This is a genomic window from Ralstonia sp. 1138 (assembly GCF_040544795.1).
GTDB lineage: Bacteria > Pseudomonadota > Gammaproteobacteria > Burkholderiales > Burkholderiaceae > Ralstonia > Ralstonia flatus.
This window is the reverse complement of record NZ_JBEPKQ010000012.1, coordinates 1-19750: the sequence shown is the minus strand read 5'-3', so window position 1 is coordinate 19750 and position 19750 is coordinate 1. Positions and strand designations below refer to the sequence as shown.

At 60.7% G+C, this 19750-nt stretch carries 15 protein-coding genes and 2 pseudogenes; 8 read left to right on the top strand and 9 right to left on the bottom strand.

What is annotated here, in order from left to right:
* Nucleotides 1-94 precede the first annotated feature (94 nt).
* The 6 genes and pseudogenes from ABIC76_RS25320 to tssJ all read left to right on the top strand — a co-directional run.
* A pseudogene (locus ABIC76_RS25320) lies at nucleotides 95-1675 on the top strand (ImcF-related family protein); the annotation flags it as partial.
* Complete coding sequence (gene tssA / locus ABIC76_RS25315; RefSeq protein ID WP_354535620.1) at nucleotides 1676-3268, top strand: type VI secretion system protein TssA; 1593 nt, start codon at nucleotides 1676-1678, stop codon at nucleotides 3266-3268.
* Complete coding sequence (locus tag ABIC76_RS25310) at nucleotides 3265-3846, top strand: hypothetical protein (protein WP_354535619.1); 582 nt, start codon at nucleotides 3265-3267, stop codon at nucleotides 3844-3846. The genes tssA and ABIC76_RS25310 overlap by 4 nt, the downstream gene beginning before the upstream one ends.
* 12 nt (nucleotides 3847-3858) lie before the next feature.
* Entirely contained in the window at nucleotides 3859-5673 is a 1815-nt protein-coding gene (tssF, locus tag ABIC76_RS25305) for a type VI secretion system baseplate subunit TssF (RefSeq protein WP_354535618.1), read from the top strand.
* Nucleotides 5637-6758: a type VI secretion system baseplate subunit TssG gene (tssG, locus tag ABIC76_RS25300; protein WP_502947905.1), complete on the top strand. Its 1122-nt coding sequence runs from the start codon at nucleotides 5637-5639 to the stop codon at nucleotides 6756-6758. Before tssF ends, tssG begins: the two co-directional genes overlap by 37 nt.
* A 12-nt stretch (nucleotides 6759-6770) precedes the next feature.
* Entirely contained in the window at nucleotides 6771-7292 is a 522-nt protein-coding gene (tssJ, locus tag ABIC76_RS25295; protein WP_354535616.1) for a type VI secretion system lipoprotein TssJ, read from the top strand.
* Between the two features lie 355 nt (nucleotides 7293-7647).
* Here tssJ and ABIC76_RS25290 read toward each other — a convergent pair whose 3' ends face one another.
* The 3 genes from ABIC76_RS25290 to ABIC76_RS25280 form a co-directional block, all read right to left on the bottom strand.
* On the bottom strand, nucleotides 7648-10149 hold the full coding sequence (locus ABIC76_RS25290) for a S8 family peptidase (protein WP_354535614.1): 2502 nt from the start codon (nucleotides 10147-10149) through the stop codon (nucleotides 7648-7650).
* A gap of 17 nt (nucleotides 10150-10166) precedes the next feature.
* A complete protein-coding gene (locus ABIC76_RS25285; RefSeq protein WP_354535613.1) occupies nucleotides 10167-11159 on the bottom strand; it encodes an AAA family ATPase in 993 nt (330 codons plus the stop codon).
* Between the two features lie 1091 nt (nucleotides 11160-12250).
* A complete protein-coding gene (locus ABIC76_RS25280) occupies nucleotides 12251-12823 on the bottom strand; it encodes a DUF4337 domain-containing protein (RefSeq protein WP_354535621.1) in 573 nt (190 codons plus the stop codon).
* 863 nt (nucleotides 12824-13686) lie between these two features.
* Here ABIC76_RS25280 and ABIC76_RS25275 point away from each other — a divergent pair.
* Nucleotides 13687-14223, top strand: coding sequence for a nucleotidyltransferase family protein (locus tag ABIC76_RS25275; protein WP_354535612.1), 537 nt, complete (start codon nucleotides 13687-13689; stop codon nucleotides 14221-14223).
* A gap of 372 nt (nucleotides 14224-14595) precedes the next feature.
* On the opposite strand, the pseudogene ABIC76_RS25270 reads toward ABIC76_RS25275, so the two are convergent.
* From ABIC76_RS25270 to ABIC76_RS25250, 5 genes and pseudogenes are all read right to left on the bottom strand, one after another.
* Nucleotides 14596-14990, bottom strand: a pseudogene (locus ABIC76_RS25270) (DUF3597 domain-containing protein).
* 116 nt (nucleotides 14991-15106) lie between these two features.
* On the bottom strand, nucleotides 15107-15238 hold the full coding sequence (locus ABIC76_RS25265) for a hypothetical protein (RefSeq protein ID WP_354535611.1): 132 nt from the start codon (nucleotides 15236-15238) through the stop codon (nucleotides 15107-15109).
* A gap of 87 nt (nucleotides 15239-15325) precedes the next feature.
* Complete coding sequence (locus tag ABIC76_RS25260; RefSeq protein ID WP_354535610.1) at nucleotides 15326-15793, bottom strand: outer membrane lipoprotein; 468 nt, start codon at nucleotides 15791-15793, stop codon at nucleotides 15326-15328.
* 84 nt (nucleotides 15794-15877) lie between these two features.
* Entirely contained in the window at nucleotides 15878-16189 is a 312-nt protein-coding gene (locus tag ABIC76_RS25255) for a hypothetical protein (protein WP_354535609.1), read from the bottom strand.
* A 334-nt stretch (nucleotides 16190-16523) separates the two neighbouring features.
* Complete coding sequence (locus ABIC76_RS25250) at nucleotides 16524-17501, bottom strand: LysR family transcriptional regulator (protein ID WP_354535608.1); 978 nt, start codon at nucleotides 17499-17501, stop codon at nucleotides 16524-16526.
* Between the two features lie 1332 nt (nucleotides 17502-18833).
* Here ABIC76_RS25250 and ABIC76_RS25245 point away from each other — a divergent pair.
* Nucleotides 18834-19064: a PAAR domain-containing protein gene (locus ABIC76_RS25245; RefSeq protein ID WP_354535607.1), complete on the top strand. Its 231-nt coding sequence runs from the start codon at nucleotides 18834-18836 to the stop codon at nucleotides 19062-19064.
* Nucleotides 19065-19158: 94 nt separating this feature from the next.
* Here the strand turns inward: ABIC76_RS25245 and ABIC76_RS25240 are convergent, their stop codons facing one another.
* Complete coding sequence (locus tag ABIC76_RS25240) at nucleotides 19159-19428, bottom strand: transposase (RefSeq protein ID WP_502947904.1); 270 nt, start codon at nucleotides 19426-19428, stop codon at nucleotides 19159-19161.
* Between the last annotated feature and the right edge of the window lie 322 nt (nucleotides 19429-19750).

Here is a 19750-nt window from a genome sequence, read left to right as displayed (position 1 = left end):
TGGTTAGCACTGGCCCTCCGAAAAGGGCCCATCCTAGCCCGGTGGGTCATTTCCAAAGTGCTGCTGCTGGGTCAGTTTGATCGTGTTGCTGACACCGGGTGTGTTCACGCGCGTGGCCTGGGAGGAACGGATCGCCAAAGCCATCGACGACGCTAGCGAGCAGCGCAACGTCGCGGGTGACTGGGTGTTGTCCGACCTCAAGGCGACCCAGGCCGCGCCTTCCACGCTAAAGACCGAACTGCGCCAGCGCTACTTCGACGACTACGCACGCGCCTGGGCGCTGTTCCTCAACAGCGTTCGCTGGCAGCCCGCGCCAACATTGTCGGCGACGGCCGACCAGTTGACGCTGCTGGGTGACCCGCAACGCTCGCCGCTGGTCGCACTGATGAACGCCGTCGTCTACCAGGCGGGCGCCGGTGCGAACGCGCAGTCGCTCTCCGATACGTTGATCAGCAAGGCACAGCAGCTCGTCGGCCGGGACGAAAAGAATCCCTCGAAGCAAGCGTCACCTAAACCAGTACCGCTTGCGGCTGCGTTCGGTCCGATCCTACGACTGACCGGCAGCGATCTTGCCGCCGGCGCGCCCGGCAACGGCAAGATCGCCGCTCAGCAGGCTGCAACGGGCGACCTGAGCCTTGCACGCTACCTCGAACGGGTCACCGCCGTGCGGCTCAAGGTCTCGCAGATAGTCTCGGGTGCCGATCCTGACGCGATGGCGCGCCAAGCTGCCCAGTCGGTCCTGCAGGGCAAGACTTCCGATATTGCCGAGAGTCGCGACTATGCCAGCCGCCTGGCCGCCAGTCTCGGTGAGCAATGGTCGGGGTTCGGTGACGTGTTCCGTGCCCCGTTCGATCAGTCCTGGCAGGTGGTCGTGCAGCCGGCTGCGGCAAGTTTGAACGAGATCTGGCGAACTGCGATCGTGGCCGACTGGAACAAATCGTTCGGTGGCCGCTACCCGTTTGCCGACACCGAGAATGACGCATCGCTGCCCGAGATGGCGCGCTTCATGCGGCCAGATGCCGGCGTGATCACGCAGTTCGTCACGACGCAGCTCGCCGGTGTCGTCGAACGGCAGGGCGACCAATGGGTGGCTGCGCAGGGTGCCAATCACGGTGCGTTGACGGTCGATCCCGGGTTCCTCAGCAGCCTGAACAAGCTCACGCACATCGCAACGGTGCTGTTCCCCTCCGGTGACGCACAGGTCCGCTACGAGCTGCAGCCTGTGCCAACACCCGGGGTCACCGACATGAAGTTCGCGCTGTCGGGGCGTGAGTTGCGCTACTTCAACCAGAAGCAGGAATGGGCGCCGTTCGAGTGGCCAGGCCAGTCGCTGGAGAGCCTGTCGCACATTGAATGGCAGACCGAGCAGGGCGGATTGCGCACTGCGCTCCATGCGCAAGGACGATTCGGCTTGATCCGTTTGCTGGAGCGCGCGAAGGTGTCGCAACAGGATAGCGCGCGCTACCTGCTGACGTGGACACCGGACATGACCCAGGGCATGTCGCTCAAGGTCCAGTTGCGTAGCGAGGCCGGGGCGGGCCCGCTCGAGGTTTTGCAGTTGCGGCATTTCACATTGCCGCCCCGGGTATTTGCGACAGGTGCGATGACAGCTGCACCGAAGTTGACCGGCGAACCGGCCGCGCTGGCGCGTGGTGTTCTTGCGGAGGTCAACTGAATGCTGGGCGGCCTGTTCAAGAACCTTTTCCCCGCCCGCGATGACGGGGAGCAGCTCGCGCGCGCACGGCTGGATGCCTGGGAGGCCTGGTTGCAGCCGCTGGCGGGCGAAGCCAGTGTGGGTCGTGACCCGGGCTATGAGGACGTGTTCTTCGCGCTACGCGAGGAAACGCAGAAACTCTCCGGCATCGATGATGGGTTGATCGTGCGTTCCTGCGAGCAGCTCATCAAGGACACCGGCAAGGATCTTCGGTTGGCGAGCTATTACGCCCTCGCGCGCCTGCGACTGGATGGGCCAGCCGGCTTCGCCGACGGACTCGAACTTGCCGCGGCACTCGTCGATCGCTTCGGTCCGGCCGTCCTGCCTGCACGTGTCGAGGCCAAGAAGGGCGCACTGGAGATGCTCGCAAGCACCCGTATCCTCGATCTGCTCGACGGTCGTGGTGCTTTTGCGCCGCCGGATCTCGAGCGCGTACTGGCCGCGCTCGATGTGCTGCTAAGCCACACAGGTGACTGGCCTGAGCCCGGTCGGCCGAACTTGCAGCCGCTCATCTCGCGTTTTGCACGCAAGGAAGAACCTGCCCGCAGCGCCGAGCAGGATCCAGCCCTGTCATCGCCATCTTCCTCGGTGACGGCTATGTCTGGTGCGATCGCCTCGACGCGGGACCTGCTGGATCAGGCCCGCACCATGGCGGCCTGGTTACGCGATCAGGAAAACGGCTACCTGCCCTCGGTGCGCCTCGTGCGCAGCGTCCGCTGGGATACCTTGCACGACGTGCCGCCAGCGGACGCGACGGCGCGCACGCGCTTGGTGCCGCCGCGCGGCGAACTGCGCCAGCAGATGAAGCGACTGGTGCTGCAGAAACAGTGGCACGAACTGCTGGAGCGCGTCGAAGGCGCGTTCATGGAGGGCGTAAATCACCTCTGGTTCGACCTGCAGTATTTCCAGCACCTCGCGCTCGACCACGTTGGGGCACCTTACAACACGTGGCGTGAGCTGCTGCGCGCGGACGTGGCACTGTTTCTCGAGAGGCTGCCGGGCATTGAGCGGCTGGTTTTCAACGACGGCACGCCGTTTGCCGACGACACGACGCTCGAATGGATCGCGCGGCACGCCGTCGTACGGAATCTGGACGCGGGGGAAAGCGTGGCGCCATTGCCGGTGTCGGCCGCCAGTGAGGGCGATGCCAGCGGCGACTGGCCGGAGATTGAGGCGCAAGCACGCGAGCTGGCTGGGCGCGAGGGCATCGAGGCCGCATTCGCATGGCTTGACGCACTGCCCGGCGCGAAGACCGACCGGCACCGGTTCTTACAACACCTCGTGATGGCGCGTGTGGCCGACCATGCCGGGCGGCCTGACACGGCACTTGCGCTGATTGCGGAACTGGATGCCATCGCGCGCGCGCTGCCGGTCAGCCGGTGGGAGCCGGCACTCATCTTCGAGGTCAAGCAGCAATGGGTGCGCGCGTTGAGGGCGATGAGCCACCGCAAGGATGCCGACAAGCCGGCGCTCGTGCGCCGCATCACCGAACTGCAGGCGGAGCTGACCGTCCTCGACCCTGCGCGTGCACTGACGCTTTCGACACAACCATGAACAACACCCGCCATCTCTATGCGTTCTTCGGCGTCGCCTATGCGGTCGCGATATTTGAGGCGCTCCTGGCACCGCTCTTCGAGCATGAGAGCGGACTCAATGTCGGCGAGGTGTTCGTGGCGAGCCTTTTTGGGGTGTTGGGTGTCACGATTGGGCAATGGGTCGGACGTCGCCTCGTTGCCGCACATCCGGAGACACAGACTTGGCGGTTGGGCGTTTACCGGTGGATTTTGTCGTTTCTGGCCGTGTTGGTCATCGAGCCACTACTGGGCTCGGTAGCGGGCATCGTATTTCGTGGCAGCCCGATGTTCACGATTGTTGCGGTGATCAGCCATTTTGTCCTGACTCCAGCCCTGTTTGCGTTCATGGCCAGCGTCGTCCGGCACGATCGGCTTGCGCACGTTTGCTTTTCTGCCCTGGTGAACTGGTTCCTTTGGCTGCCGTTCGCGATCGATGCGACGGTCGTTCCGTTGCGTGCGTGGTTCGCCGCATTTGCATCGACGGGATTGCTGGCGGTGGCCGGTTATCTGATCGCACAGGGCCTTGACGCCGTTCGTGGCAAGCCTCTGATCCTGTAATGGCGGCCCTATATGGAACACGACGATCCGATCCTGCGTTACTACGAAGCGGAAATGCGCTACCTGCGCGAGTCCGGCCGAGAATTTGCGAGGGCGCACCCTGATCGCGCGCGCCTCCTGAATCTCGATCGCGTCGGCGATCGTGATCCCTACGTCGAGCGATTGTTTGAGGGCTTTGCGTTCCTGACCGGGCGGCTGCGGCAGAAGCTTGACGACGAGCTGCCGGAGTTGACCGAGGGGCTCGTCAGCCTCCTGTGGCCACACTACTTGCGGATGATCCCCTCGCTGTCGGTAGTTGAACTGATCCCGTTGGCCGAAACACTGCAAAAAACCGTCGTGGTGCCGGCTGGCGTACCGGTACGCTCCGCACCGATTGGCTTACCGTCCCAAGCCGGCGTCGAGGTCTCGACGTCCAAGTCTGTCCAGTGCCTGTACCGAACCACGCAGGATGTCACGCTGCAGCCGCTCTCGGTCACGCATGCCGGGCCGACCGTGCGCCATGATGGGCGATCCGTGATCCGGCTGGGTTTTGCGCTGCAGCACTCGGCGCGGCGTCAGGAAACGGATCTGTCCAAACTGCGCGTCTACCTGAACGCCGAGTTGCCGACCGCGTTTGCGCTACACCTTGCTCTCACGCGCCAGGTTGATTCGATCGCATGGCGTATCCCCGAAGTCAGAAATGGCGAAGCGGTGCCGCTTGTCGGCGTCTCGATTACGCCCGCCGGGTTTTCGCCCGAAGAGCGGTTGTGGCCCAAGGCCGATGCCGCTTTTTCGGGTTACCAACTGCTATTGGAGTACTTCACGTTTCGCGAGAAATTCCTGTTCGTTGACCTGTGCGGGCTGGACGTCAGGAAGCTGCCGGAGCACGCGACCCGGTTCGAGTTGGAGATCGTGCTCAAGCACGCCTGGCCGTCCGATCACAGCTTCAGCGCGGAGAACGTGCGGCTGTATTGCAGCCCGGTGATCAACCTGTTCGAGCTCGATGCCGAGCCGATCGAGATCGATCACCACGAAACCGAATACCGCGTGGTGCCAGCCGGGCACCAGGGGGAGCACGTCGAGACCTACGCGGTCGACGCGATCGCCACGTTCGACCACGACACGGCAGAGCGCTTTGACTACGTGCCATTCGCGACGTTTCGGCACCGCGGCGGCATGTTGCGGCATGAGGCCCCCGAGCGGTACTTCCACACACGGGTGCGACCGGGTGCCTCGGGCTTGCGCGAGACCTGGGTGATTCTTGGGGGTCATGCCTGGGAGGCGATGGACACGCTGCCCGAGGAAAGCCTGTCACTGCGTGTAACGGGCACCAATGGACTGTTGCCGCGCAAAGGCCTAAGAGAAGCAAGTCTTAATGAGCTTGCGGCCAGCACGCCCAACGTTGCCGGCGTGCGCAATCTCGTGTCACCGACGCTGCCGCTGTATCCACCGACGGAAGATCGCTTTCAGTGGCGCGTGCTATCCCACCTGGCGCCGAATTTTCTGTCGATGATGAACGCGGAAGTGCTGCGCGGGGCGTTGGCGCTCTACGACTGGACCCAGGACGAGCTGAACCGGCGACGGCTTGCCGGGATCCTGTGGGTCTCCCAGACCCTGGTCGAGGAGGTATCGGGCGGCTCGGTCGAGCGGGGGGTGCTGATCGAGGTCACGCTCGACGCGCATGCGTTCTCGGGCGAGGGTGACGTGATGCTGTTCGGCGAACTGCTGCACCAGTTTTTTGCGCTCTACGCCGACATCAATCTGTTCACGAAGTTGGTGCTCATCAGCCTGCCGACACAGGCCCGGATCGAATGGCTGCGCAGCAAGGCGCAGCGAGCGCCCCTATGAGGCCGCGTGAGTTTCCCGATCTCGACCGCTTGGTAGCTGCGCTGTTGGCACGTGCGCCATGGATGAACTTCATGCAGTTGTGTCGGCTGCTCGAGCGGCGGTTGCCCAGCGTGCCGGGCTTGGGCGAGCACGATAGCGCTGCACACGAGCCGGTGCGCTTCCGGCCGCTGCCGCGCATGGGTTTCCCGGCCGGGGAGATTGCTGCGGTCGAGTTTGACGACGAGTTGCCCGATGCGCCACCGACCGTACGCACGACCTTCATGGGGCTGTATGGCGTTGACGCGGCCATGCCGTCGCACCTGATCGACGACATCGTGCTGCGCGAGGAAGGGCACGAAGCGCTCGAGGCATTTCTCGACCAGTTCAATCACCGCCATATAACGCTGCTGTACCGGGCATGGAAGAAATACCGGTATCCGGAGAGTTTTCAGCCGGGCGGCATCGACCCGCATTCGCGCAGCCTGCTGTGCCTGGCTGGGTTCGGTTGGGGCGACAAGCCCAAGCGGGCCGGCCTGCCCGATTCGCGCATGCTCGCGCTGCTGGGTCTGCTGATCCAGCATACCCGCACGCCTGAGGGGCTCGCCGGCGTCATTGCGCTGGCGGTGCCGCGCGTTGACGTGCGGGTCGATGAGTTCTGGCCCTTCATCACCTCAACCGGCCAGCCACAGCCGTTGGGTTCATCTGTGTCGCAACAGGGAACGTGCAAGGGGCTGGGTGGTGGTTATGTGCTTGGTAAGCGAATGGCGTATCGCGGCCGTGCCGTGCGCGTGACGCTGCGCCCTGCGGATGCGCGGCAGGCCCACGATCTGCTGCCCGGCGCGTGGCTGCATCGCGAGTTGTTGGCCTTTGTGCAGCTTTACGTGGGCGTCAAGGCCGATGTGCACCTGCGCATGGAGATGCCGTCACGGTACGCGCCACGGCCGTCGATCGGCCCGACCGATCCTGGTCCGGCGCCACGCCTGAGCTGGACGACCGTGCTACCCGCGGACGAGGAGCGTCTGATCACGATCGCGCTCGGGGCATATGAGGCTGTTCCTACACCTGGCCTCAATCCATACCTCAGGCAATCCGCGCAACTCACCTGATAAGGAATCCCGATGCTCATCCGTTTCGTTGTTTCAAGCGTTGCGTCCGCCTTGCTGCTGTCGGCGTGCGGCGCGTGGCAGACCATTTCGGACACATCGTCGAGCGCGTATCACGCCGTGTTCTTCAAGCAGGTCAAGGTGTTGAACCTCGATCTCCATGCCCGCGCAGAACTCAATCCGGACGATGCCGGCCGTCCGACGTCGGTTGCGGTACGCGTGTATCAGCTGAAGGATCGCAAACTGTTCGAGAGTGCCTCCTATGAGGACCTGTTGAAGCGCGACCGGACCGTACTTGCGCAGGACCTGCAGGCGAGCATGGCCGCCGTGCTGAACCCTGGCGGCGCCGCCAGTTTGTCCCAACCGATGCAGCCCGATACCCGCTACGTTGCCATTGTCGCGCTCTATCGCAATCCGGGAACCGACGGCGCGTGGCAACGCATCATCGAGAAGAAGACGCTCGATGCCGATGCGCCGCTCAAAGTCACGCTTGTCGATGAGCACGTCGAACTGCCGGATGACGCACCGGCCCGATGAGCGCGCCGTGGACCGGATTATCTGGCGAGCAACCCCAGCGCTTCGTGTCCGCGAGGATGTCGCTTGCACCAGTTCGATTCCTTTGACGCCCGCAACCCGTCAAGCGGCAAGGTGTGCGTGCGGCCCCGTTATTCTGGTTGCTGGCCTATCTCTGCGTAAGGTAAAGAATCTTGAGGGGCACCAATCCCGTATGGGCAATATTAACATGGCATCTTCGAGCAGCGCGATCGACCGACGGCTGCCCAATGCGAGGCAAGCGCGCCAGCTTTGCAGATGGTGGCCAAGGGTCGACGGACCCGCAACAGTCGTAAGGTGAATCGGTGGACCAGTCGTCTTCGATGAACTTTACGCCGCCCTAAACCAGATTCTGAATGGCAATTTGCTGATCGATCGCGTTGTACAGGTCCACGTCGACGGGTTCCGTGCGTAGCGAAACGACGAGGGAGTAGCGTGCCGGCAGGTCATAGCGCTTGAGGGCAGGGCGGGTGCGCCACCATCCGGACCCGGGATAGACGGCAATGAAACCGCGGCTGGCAAGATCGGCTGCCGTGCCTTCCCAGACATCCTGATGGAGTGATCCGCGATAGCGTTGACGATCGCCGAGATACCAGGCGGGGTCCTTGGGGTTCGCGGGATCGCCGCCTTCATCACGCTCAGCCGCTGCATTGATCCGCGCAACGAAATCGTCGGTTGACGCATCCAGAGGACGCTGCACATCGAAGCGCAGTCGATGGGAGGGGTAATGGAATTTCGATGCAACGCCGCGCGCCGAAGGGTTTGGCTCGATGAAGTACGACAAGGTCACGCGCATCTGCACTTTGGTGGCCTGCAGGGCTTCGAGTTCTGCGCGCGGCCAAGGCAGCGCATGTAGGTTCATGTGGCGTGTCACCACGCCGCGGTCTTTGTCTTTGGCGTAGGGATGGACGAGATCTTCCACGACAAGCGTGAGCGAATGGCCGGCGCTCCACAGTGCCTGGTCCAGATTGGGCACGCCCCAGCCGCAGTGCCGAATCAAATTCGCATAGTCTTGCTTCGTCGGTTTCGCATCGGCGGGCAGGAACATTTCGCGCATTGCTGGCGTCCAGTCGGCCGAGTGGACGAGCAGTGCGCGGATGGTCTCAGGGCGCAGCGATGGATAAGCGGCCATGAGTTGCGCTGCCATGCGCGCGCACAGTGCCGATGCGGCGCTGGTGGCATTGGTCGTGGTAAAGAGCCGCTCGTTCGGACGATGGTGCGTCGTCAGCAAATTGAGACTCGGCAGTCCCACTGCGCCGAGCGCGTCTTTGCCGACGTTGCCACCTTCCAGAACGACATCGGGCTTCAACGGCCACGCGTTATCCCAGGTTCGCGAAGTCGTCGTGAAGGGACTCAGGCCGCCCTGCGCGGCGACGGCAGTGACAGTGTCGAGCTCGGTGTCCGTCTTGTCAGTGCAGGCGCCTACCGTAATAGCATTCCAGGCCTGGCCCGGGTCGTGAATCAGGTTGGTCGACAGACTGGCTGGATATTCGGACCAAGCGCTGTTTTCTCGCGTATTGCCGGCAGACAGCACGATGAAGCGCGGAAATTCGCCGTCTCCATCAGCGTCAGCGGCGAGCCGGTCCACCGTTGCCGACCACGATGAAGGCCGGCCGCGGTCGCGATGGTCGGATGCGCTCACAGCGGACGTGAAGACGCGGCGGCGCAGCGGTGCGGCGATCTCCGGACGACTCACCGCTTCCGCGAAGAGATAGGCGTGATGCCTCGCGTCCCCTTGGTTCGCCCCTTCGCTCGGCGTGAGCTTCACCGATTCCAGCCGGTGTTCGATGTAAATCGGTTGCGTCGAGGCAAGTGCCTCGGTGAGATCGCCAAACGCAGCAAGGCCGGCCAAACCGGAGCCGTGATTGGCCGCATCGTCGGTGCCCCATGCCGGATCCACCGCATGCATGTCCGTTTCAGCCATGAGCGGAGCTAGCAGAGGGTGGCCGCGGTTGACGCCGGAGTCGAGTAGGCAGACTCGTGGTGTGTCATCGCCTTCCGCAGGGAACTGGGCAAGCGCGAGCATCGCGTCGAGCCACGGCTGTTGCTCGACGCCTGCCATGCCATCGAAGAATTCGGCCGTATCCTTGGCGCGCCGCAACTCGGCGACGCAATTGAGCGTCATAACGGATTGCGCGAATTGCTGCTGTGAAGCCCGCATCAGCAGGACGGTGCGCTCGGGGAAGTTGGCCTGCTTGTCACTAACGATGCAGCCCGCCAGCTCAGCAAGCTTCTTGAAGTCCTCCACCACCGCTTGGCGCGAGGACCGGACGGGCAGCCACACCTCCCACCAGAATGCTTCGTTTGCGTCCTGGGGCAGCAATTCGGGATCATCCGTCCAGAGCGCCCGCAACTCCGCGCTGCGGATCGCCGCGATCGTGTTCAGCAACGCTTTATGGTCACGGGCGCCGCCGTTCTTGTCCTTCTTCTCTTCAAGGTACTCGGTAACGTACTTCTCGAAGTGGGCGAGTTGGCCGTCAGGGACAAAGACGTTGGCGCAGGTCGTCCGGCCCTCGGTGTAGACGCTTAGCAACTCGATTTTCTTGGGCCCGTACGCTAGGCTCTCGAACGCAAGTTCGACATCCGGCCGACCGACGAACTGGATTTGTAGGCCCAGTCCGCTTTCAAGGCCCAACTGTTGCTGAAACGCTGCGGTGGCCTGTGCCACGGGTGCCAACTCTTGGAGCTGACTGCGCAATGCTCGGCCATGTTGCTGGCGAGGCAGATCGGGGACCACCGGGGCGTCTCCGCCGCCAGGGCTGCGCGCCGTATAGTCCAGCGCTTTCGAGGTTTTGTGCAGTACGAGATGCCGTCGTCGATCAGGTGTCTGATGATCCGCCATGCTTGCCCGTCTAGTTGTTATTTGTGTTTTTTCAACCTGTCGCTGAGCCGTCGCCGCTCTATCAGTGCACTACCGAGGGCCTCCACACTGACCTTCGCCTCTTCGTGCATGACCGCTTCCTTGATGGCTTCATCGACGGCGCGCCGGATCTCCGCGTAGCTCAGACCGTTGGCCTGGGTTGTGATGGCCTTGACTGGAAAGGGTTTGGGAGCGAAGCGGCCAAGCCCTGCACGAACCAGCTCCGCAGCCTGCGAGGGTGTCGGCAAGTGGTATTCGATGACGTCATCGAATCGCCGGAGCAAGGCGTAGTCCAGAATTTCCGGGTGGTTCGTGGCGGCGATGATCAGGCTATTGGACTGATCGTGCTCGATCATCTGGAGGAAGCTGTTGAGAATGCGCCGAATTTCGCCCACATCATTGGCGAGTCCTCGTTGCGAGCCGATGGCATCAAACTCGTCGAAGAAGTACACCCCCCGCACATCGGCGATCGCATCGAAGACCTGCCGCAGTTTGGCCGCTGTCTCCCCCATGAATTTGGTGATCAATGCATCGAGTCGCACGAGAAAGAGCGGGATGCCAAGCTCCCCGGCAAGTACCGATGCTGTCATCGTCTTGCCGGTGCCGGGCGGGCCGACCAACAGGAGCTTGCGTCGAGGGGACAGCCCATGTTCGCGGATGCGCGCGTGCAGCCGCTGCTCCTTCATGATTCGCTGAAGCTGCTCTTGCGCGGCAGTGTCGAGCACCATGTCCGCAATGCGGTTCTTCGGGTAGCTGACGTGCAGCAGGTTCACCAGTTCGCCGCGCGGGCGGGCCAGCGGAACCAGCTTACCGGACGCATTTGGGGCATGCGCCTTCGCCGCGTCGATCATGTCGCGCAGTTCTTCTGCCAGTTTGCCATGTCCCACCTTCGCTTCGTGCGCGGCAACCTGCATGGCGACGGAGTAGAACTGGCCGTCGTCACGGTTGATATGAGATTTTACAAGCGCTTTTAGCTGGTCTGCGCTGGCCATGATGTTTGCCCAATGAGCGCATTGCGCGGGTTTGCCGATATCCGGATTCTACTAGAAGCTCGAAGGTATCCGCGTACCGTTGGAGCCATGACTACGGGGCGATCTCCAGCCCATCACAGGCACAAGCTGTGAGCAACAGGAGCGACCGGCTCAGGAACTAGAAGGGGGCAGTTTGCCCCGTACTAGACGGTCTTGCCATGCTTTGGGGACACCATCAGGCCTCTAAGGGGGCAAAGCGATATACTCCCGGTGCCACCGAAACAGCGGTGGTCGGGTGTGGAAACCCGCACAAGGAAACACAGGTACCCGTCACATCCGCGGCAGGTGCTTGCGTTCGCGCGCCTATTGTTTTTCTCATGGCGGGCCGGACGGGTGAGGGCTTCGGCCCTAGCCGGTTTCCTGTGTTACCGGTTTTTCCACCCCCGTCGTCAGGCCCGCCACCTCATGTGGAAATGAGCTGCGGGTCGTGTGAACACAGGAGCCTGTTATGCCGTACTCGCAAGATCGGCCACGTCGGCCGTCCGACCCATCCCCTCCATGTAATGGTTCCTCGGGGGCAAGAGCCACGATAGCCGCCAGTGATGGCGACTATCGAGCTGGTGTTCTGGGAGGATACAATCTCCTCGTCCAAGTGCAGCACACTCTGTGCGAGCAAACAACCAACTTTGTGGCTCTGCGCCGGTTTCGGCGAGCTGCAGTTCGCGCGATGGCTGGCCAGAGCCCAAGCTACTGCGAGGGCTTGCTTGACGTATTGGCGCTTTATGTGCAGTTGTCCCTCGACGGCCATCAGATCGTGCTACCGCCCGGGCAGTCCGCGCAATCGATTCCGCCCCGCGGTCTTGATGTTGTCGATGTCGAATAGTTAACGCTCGCGTAACGCGCCCAGTCGATCGTGATCAGCTGGGCTAAGGTCGAGACACTCAGGTGACGCATCGCGTTGGCAGCGCAGGACAGTGGTTGTCGGCATAGTTCGACAGTCATCTATCAACCTCGCCGTGTGCGGGCGGGCTTGCCGCAAAGGGCTTTCCATTGGAGGGCTTGGCAGCTGCGGCGAGGGAGACTTGATCAATCGGACACGGCACGAGATATGCTCAGATGTGCAGTATCGCGAGGACGGCCAGCGCCCCACCAACTGCTCCGACACCATACGCAAGTGCCTGCATCCAACGCCGACGCGACAGCAGCGTGATGGCCGCCAGCGCGATGGACACCTGAATGGCCATCACGGCTTGCGCCCAGCGGTGGTGATGATGTACAGCAAGTTCGCTGGCCTCATCGGCTTCTTTGGCCACGTGCTCTTGCATTTCGGCAAGCCGGCGGATGTCTTCCTTCTCGGTAGCGTAGCGTTCGGCTTCTCGCTTGGCGGCAGCCTGATCGATGCCAGGCAGTTGCGCGGCCAGTTCGGCAATGGCCTCCTTCTGGCTCTTGGCCTGGTAATGCGCCCAGCGGTTGGCGGCCTCTGTTTTGTAGATAGCAGCTTCATTCTTCGCAAGGAGCGCTTCGTTCTGTGTGGCACCGCCCTGATATCCGAAAATGGCGCCCGCCGTCGATAGGATGGCGGTCATGACGGCGATGCGACCGGCAAAGCTGTCAGCGTGCCCGGTTTCTGCGGCGTGTACCAGCGCGTGATCATGCGCACCATGCACGTGAAATCCGTCAGACATCATTGCTCCGTTTGGGGGGAGTTTGGAAGGCGGGGGCGCTGCGCACATCGGACGATGCTCCAGTAGCGACAGGTGCAGTCGATTGTCACAATCGTGCATCCGCAAATGACTTGCATCCCAAAAAAGAAGCCAGAGCCGGGAGAGCATCTGGCTTGCATAAATCGAGGGCATGGGAGCTCAGCCATCAAGACGGCATCACCCTCGAGTCGGGGGGGCCGTGCGTAAAGAGCTTAAACGGACAGTCTCGAGGACTCGCACGGCACGGTCAGCTTATCGTGGCAAGTCTCCAATAAAGATCAACAAACGCAACTAGCTGGTCTAGCAGCTTACCGGCGAGATAGCGTCGCGTGAACGCGATGCCACGCGTGATGACAGCGTCGAGAAATCAAGAGCGGACCATGTCCGTAGATTTCCTGACACGCGCTGGGTTGTAGGGAGCAGTCAGTCCATTTAAGGGGGCCTTTGCAGGAAATTGACCTCCTCTTCACTCCGGTGCCATCGCTTTGCGATTTCGCGTTGTCAGCACCAATTGTTTGCATTCAGCCTATTCGGAGGGGCCATCCTGCACTGGCGACATTCGCTCACCATACCAGTTGATGGCCTGCACGTTGTGCGCCTACAGGAGCGACACATTCCGGCGATGTGTCGCAGTGCGGGCGTACCGCTCTCATCCTCGCCTTGATGCTGTTTCCGAGGGAGATGGGATGCCGGTATTGAAATGTGCACAGGTCACAGCCGTGTCCGATGTATCACGCCGGCCCGTGCGTCATGCTTTCGTTGCCCCTGGCCCACTTGACTATGGCCCGATAGACGTACGTCGATCCTCTGTATTTCTTGGATTCCGCATGGGCGGAGAATATATCGTGACCAATTACATGGGAGAGCATCTCGTTAGAGCACGCTTTCTCGCCGATTTGATGAAATACCAGGAGCGCCTGCCCAGTCACTCGTTGTGTCTTGCTGGTGGAGCGGTGCGGGATACGCTGTTAAACCGTCTCGTCAAGAATCGCGACTATTTCACCGATTGCGCCATGACCACTGCGCAGGCCGGCCGTGTGTTTGGGGTGTCGATGCATCGCGTGAAGCTACCGCGCGGGCTGAACTATCGGGGCGATGACAAGCAGTCTTCGGTGCGGTGGGTACTGACGTCAGAAGATCAGGCCATCAAGTGCATGTGTCTGCTGTGCGAGCCGTGCAATCAGATCGTTCAGTTCCCCGATGCGCTCTCTATGTGTTGGCTTACCTCGGATGGCGAAATTCAATACGATGGGGAGTTTCGGCAAGCGATCAATAGCAAGACCGTTCCCTATACGACACGGATGAGCGAGGAGCGCTTGGCGCGCATCAAAGACAAGTACGCGGACTATGAGTTTGTGGCGACAGGGCGCGAATTTCTCTGATCCCGGTGAAGTCAACCTATACGCCCGTGCAACTTCTCAATGATGGACTCCGACTGGAGCTTAAGCTTTGAAGGGATGAACATAGTCAGACTGGCCCGGTAGAACTTGCGGCAGATATGCCTCAGAGTCCACGCACAGTACGCGGCCATCTTCCACATTTGTCCGGTCGCGAGATTGTGGCAGTCCGCATGACGCACCAACGCACCAATTGATTCGGATCTAAAAGTAGGCGAAGGGGCGTGTGGATGTGGGTGCACGGGTGCGCCATTCCGTTTCGGCAACCCGCCGGTTGACGTTATGTGCAGGCGAAACTGGGCGCGAAAGACTGCTGGCTATCAAAATTGCGGATCACCCACCCAGAGGAGAGAAATCTCAAGCGGCGAGGGTGGGCGGAAGTTCTCCACCGTTGGCGGCCAGCGCCTTCATGAGTTTGGCATGCAGCCACACGTTCATGCTGGCGGAATCCGATAGTCGCCTTGGTAGCTTAGTTCTTGCGCAAGCTGTTTCCGGTGCGCAAGACTACGGTCGATGCCAAGCGCTTTCATGAGATCAACGATTGAAGTGCGCCAATTCAAGGACCGGCCGCTTTCCTGGATAAGTTGATCCATCACGGACTCAACGTCTACCTGAGCAAGCGAGGGAGGATTGTTTGCCACATCGGCGCTGGCTGCATTCGCGGGGTCCGGCACTGGCTCGGCAGCGGGTGGGGGTTGATCCGGTTTAGCCTTGCCAGAAATATTGCTGACGATATCACCAGAAATGCCCATACCAGGACTCCAACGTGTTGAGAAACGATCACCGGCTGCAATGGCGCAGATCATTGATCTCGGCGCGGGCGCAGGCGAGCGGGGAAGGGGCCAAGTTCATCCGCTCTTGTTGTTGATCAGTCTTGCACGCGATGATGATGGTGTGCGTGGCGCTTATGGTGCGGGTGATGCGGCTTGCCGCTGGCATTTTGAGCAAACGCGCCGGCGGCAAACGCCATGGCAATGACAGCAAGGGTCAGCTTCTTCATGATCTCTGTGGCCAGACTCGGTAGCCGGCGATTGGCCACCTGAGTTGGATGAGCGCTACGGTTTGCCGAGCGTTGATCTTTTTGGGATCAGTGGGTTACGCGGGTGACGCCACCTGAGGACAGAAGACGGACGCGCTCGCCCGGACGAAAAGTCTCATCGGCCTCTTGCGTGATGGCACGGTATTCGCCATCGTCAAGCTTGACAGTGATCTCCAGTCCCTGTCGTTTGTTCGCTTGGTTTTCAGCGACGCTGCCAACCATGCCGCCGGCGATAGCGCCCAGGATGCCAGCAGCCAGTGAGCCGTTGCCGCGCCCGATGGCTGCAGCCGAGCCAATGCCGGCGATGGCGCTACCCGCCAGCGAGCCGACACCGGTTTGCTCATGATCGATCACGACAGTGCGAACTGAATCCACGCTTCCCAAGCGCACGGTCTGCTCGCGTTGTGCCTGTCCGGCTGTGTACGCGCTGTTGGAGTTGCTCCCCACGGCACAGCCTTGCAGGGCAAGAGCGGCGACCCACAAAGCGCTGGCGCAGATACGAAAACTCGTCGTCATAGGTGACCTTCGGAATCAGTGTGTTCGGCACATGAAGCACGCCGTGCCGAACACGGATACGCATTCAGTTGCGGATCGGATGGCTTACTGTTGCGAAGCGTTGGAGCCCGTCGCCTTTTTGTGATGGTGATGACGGTGACGCTTGTGCTTCGCAGGTGCCGCCGTGGTGCCGGCATCGTGGGCGGGTGCCATTGCAACCGCTTGCGTGGCTGGCTGAGGCATGGAAACTTGCGCTTGTGGTGCCATCACTTGGGGTGCTGTGACCTGTGGCGCAGCCACTTGTACTTGGGGTACCGTCACTTTGGGGGCGGTCACTTGCACCTGTGGCGCGGTCACTTGTGCGAAGGCTGCGATGGACACCAGGCTGGTGGCGACAGCGGCAACGATTTTTTTCATGTGTTCTTTCCTTGGTGTTGTGTTTGTTTCCTGTGAAGACGGCGTCCCCACACGTCAACAACGGCCCACTCGAATGCATCGTTGACGGTCCGCGGGGGTGGTTTCAAATGTTTGCAATTGAATGGGTCACACCGCCAAGCGCTGTCTCTCATCCGATCCTGACCGTAGCATCAGCCTCTCCTTGCTTGGCTCTCATGAGCCGTTTCGATGCAGAGAAACAAGCGCGTCTAATAATTCTTGGGGAGGCGCTCCGTAGCTCGAACCGGATGCTCCACGCGTACGCGACCCCCGTGTGTACCGGGCGTCGAACGGTCTACCCGTCGACATAGCACGACTACGCTAGCAACGTAGCCTGTTGCTGCGCAGGCGCGTCCGACGTCTGGCCGGTGTACTCGGCGACCACCTGCTTGAATAGCTGACGCGCCCAGACCAACATCGGGTTCATATTGCGGCTACGGTGCCAGAGCATGCTGAGATTCAGGGGCGTCTCTAGTTCCTGCGGTAGTGGGAACGCATTGAGGTCATAGCTCCTGCACGCCAGATCCTTCATCAGCGAGTTGACCGTGAACACCATGTCGGTGTGCGCGGCGATTTCGCCCTGAGTGCGCCAGCCCTGCACAGTCATGCTCGAGTTCCGTTTGAGGCCGCGTTGCTGCAAGGCGTAGTCCAGCGGAATGAGTGGTGGCAGGAAACGATTGGCGTGGCTGCCCTGCGCCATGAAGACGTGTTCGCAATCGAGATACTGCTCAAGCGTGCAGCAATCGACCAGAATAGGGTGGCCCCTGCGCGCGCAGACCCACATATCGAAGGAGGTCACGACCTCCTCCATGATTTCGGGATGGCGCGTAGGGAGTGGCAAGAATGCCAAGTCCAGCTCGTTCGCACGCATGGCGCTCACATCGGCTTCCCAAGATGACGATGCGGTCAGGCGCACCTGCAAACTCGGTGCGAGACGCTTGATGCACAGTACATAGCAATCGAAGAGGGCATCGCCGAGCGTACTGGCAAAACTGATGGTGAAGGTGCCGGTAGCTTCCACTGGGTCGAATTTGGCGATATCACGCGCGTTGATGGCGGCCCATACGTCGAGTATTTCGCGCACCTTGGGGCCAAGTTCGAGCGCCTTGGGTGTAGGGTCCAAACCATGTGGAATGCGGGTGAAGAGCGAATCGTCGAAGATCTCACGCAGGCGCGCCAGAGAGTGCGATATCGCCGGCACGGTCATGTGCATTTTTTCGGCCACGTAAGTGGCGTTGCGCTTGTTGAGCAACTCGATGAAGATCGCCAGCAGCTTGGTATCGACGTTGACCATGGAGCATCCTTTCCAAAAGACTGCGGACCACCATTTCGTTCAGATAGACTCCGCAGCGTGTCGTATCGGTTCCGTGTGGCCAAACGTCCGCAAGTGGTGCATCGCCTTGGACTGTTACGCAGCAACGGTTTCGCGGTGCGCGCTGACTGGCTCAGGCATCAAATCCGTGCAACACGGCACCCTGCGTGCAAGAAAAAAACCAAGCTCCGGAAAAAAGGCAGAGACCTGACTCAGAAGAGCCGGAGGAGGCCATGGTTAGGATCACCGCGTGGAAAGTTCAGGAACCACGTGGTGTGGATAAAGTGCCGGAACTCGAACGCTAAATTAAAAATAAATGTATCAACAGGGGATGAATTTCAAAAACAACGTGTAATGGATTGATCGTCCCGTTCCAATTGAATTTGCGTCGCTCCCATGTTGATACTGGAATGATTAAATACTGTGGCATCGCTGAAGTGTCGCCAGGGCCATCGCATGACACGTCAATACGAGCTAAACGTCCGCTCAGCCGAGCCAACGTCGTTCGTTGACATGCGTTCAATGAGTTTGTAGAGCGTAGTAGATCCGTGCTGCTGGATGTGGGGCCTATGAATTCCTTTCGTCAACACGCCGATTCGGTAAGTCATTGATAGTTGGTTTCGTGTGGTGGGCCTGGCCAAGTCTGACCGCTCGGCACAAGTTTTCACATTCACACCCGTCAGTGCCCGCACACTTGGGGCATCGTCGGCTCTGTCCCTGGTCGACCAACCCCAGCAGATGCAAGCGTGACACAGTGCGATGTCTTATCGTTTACAACCGCATTCCGGCGTGGATCTATCTCGGCAGCATTGCGCTGATTGCCTACGTCAGGCATCTCGATCAAGTCGAGAACGCGAAAAATGCCCGCGACCTAATCGAGCGGTAAGGCACGCGTGAGTCCTAATTTGGCGACGGCCCGGTCGCGGGCCGTTAATCGCTGGGTTGAGCTGCTCTTGTAAATAGCCGTGTCGGGCCAATGGCAGCCGACGTAGCGCGATGTACGTCGGGCACCCCTGCGCGGGAGGTCCTCAGGCTGTCTGACCCCTGAGGATGCGAGGCGACGCGAAAAGACCGATATGTCGCCGACCCGCTCTTTGCGGCGAAGCCTTAAATCGCCGTGGAGCCGGTGAAGCGACAGGGAATGGCCGTACTCTCCCGGGAACATGGCCTTGCTTCTGTCGCTGCGAGTTGCATAGGCGTTCGCGGTGGGCCGTCTTTGATGGTCAGTACGCGTACGGCATTCCGCTGGTGTGCTTGCTGCCAGTACTGTTCTAAACGAGGAGCCGGAAGTTGACGAGCCTAGGAAATCGTCGCATGGCCCATCTGGGTGACAAGACTGATCACGGTGGGGAGATTATCGAGGCCTCACCAGATTTTCATCATCAGGGTGCTCCCGTAGCACTTGACGGACATCGGGTGTGGTGCCCGCAATGCCAGGGTAGCTATCCGATCATCGCTTCAGGCAGTCGGAAATTTCGCGGCATCCGTGTGGCCTACCTTGGGGATTTGACAGCCTGTGGTGCCACGCTATTGGGTGCGGAATGAGGGTTCAGCGTAGACCACTTCTTCGAAAGGTGCTTTTGCTAATGACAGCCTTGTGTCCCAGTGACTAGCGGTTGCAGCAACCGTGTCAACGCGGTCATAGATCCCATGGGAAGTCTATCTGACTGTGACTGCCGGCTTCCATATGAATGGTGGCTGTGCGAATGCGCCATCTCGACCGTCTCGTTGGATCGGCACCATGAACCTCGAGAGCGAGCTGCGAGTCGCGGATTTTGTTGAACGTTGATTGGTCCCACGCCGTATCGTCCTTTGGCAGACCGATAGACCATCGGAACAGCATATCGTAGGAGATTTGCTCCATCAGCATACGCTCGTTTCGAATCCAAGATGGCACTTGCAACAACATCGCACAAACAGCAGTCCATGCGCTTGTGCGGATCGTTTAGCTAGACGCGAACCGATCTCAACGGATGATTGGCTGACACGAAATAGCTCAGCTTCGCTATCGTGAGTTTCGACTCGATATAGCTGCTCACTTCCGCATCGCTTCGGTCTCAGTGTTGTGCGATTTTTCGCGTCAACGTTTGCCGTGCCTGTGCGGATGACGGTCGCTGGAGTTTTCCTGGCAGCCGGCTAATCAACATTCAGGGCTGTGCTCGCCTCGACCCTATGTGCTTGGTGCATGGGTGGCGGGATGGTCTTGAGGGCTTTGGCCAGCGCCATGCGCT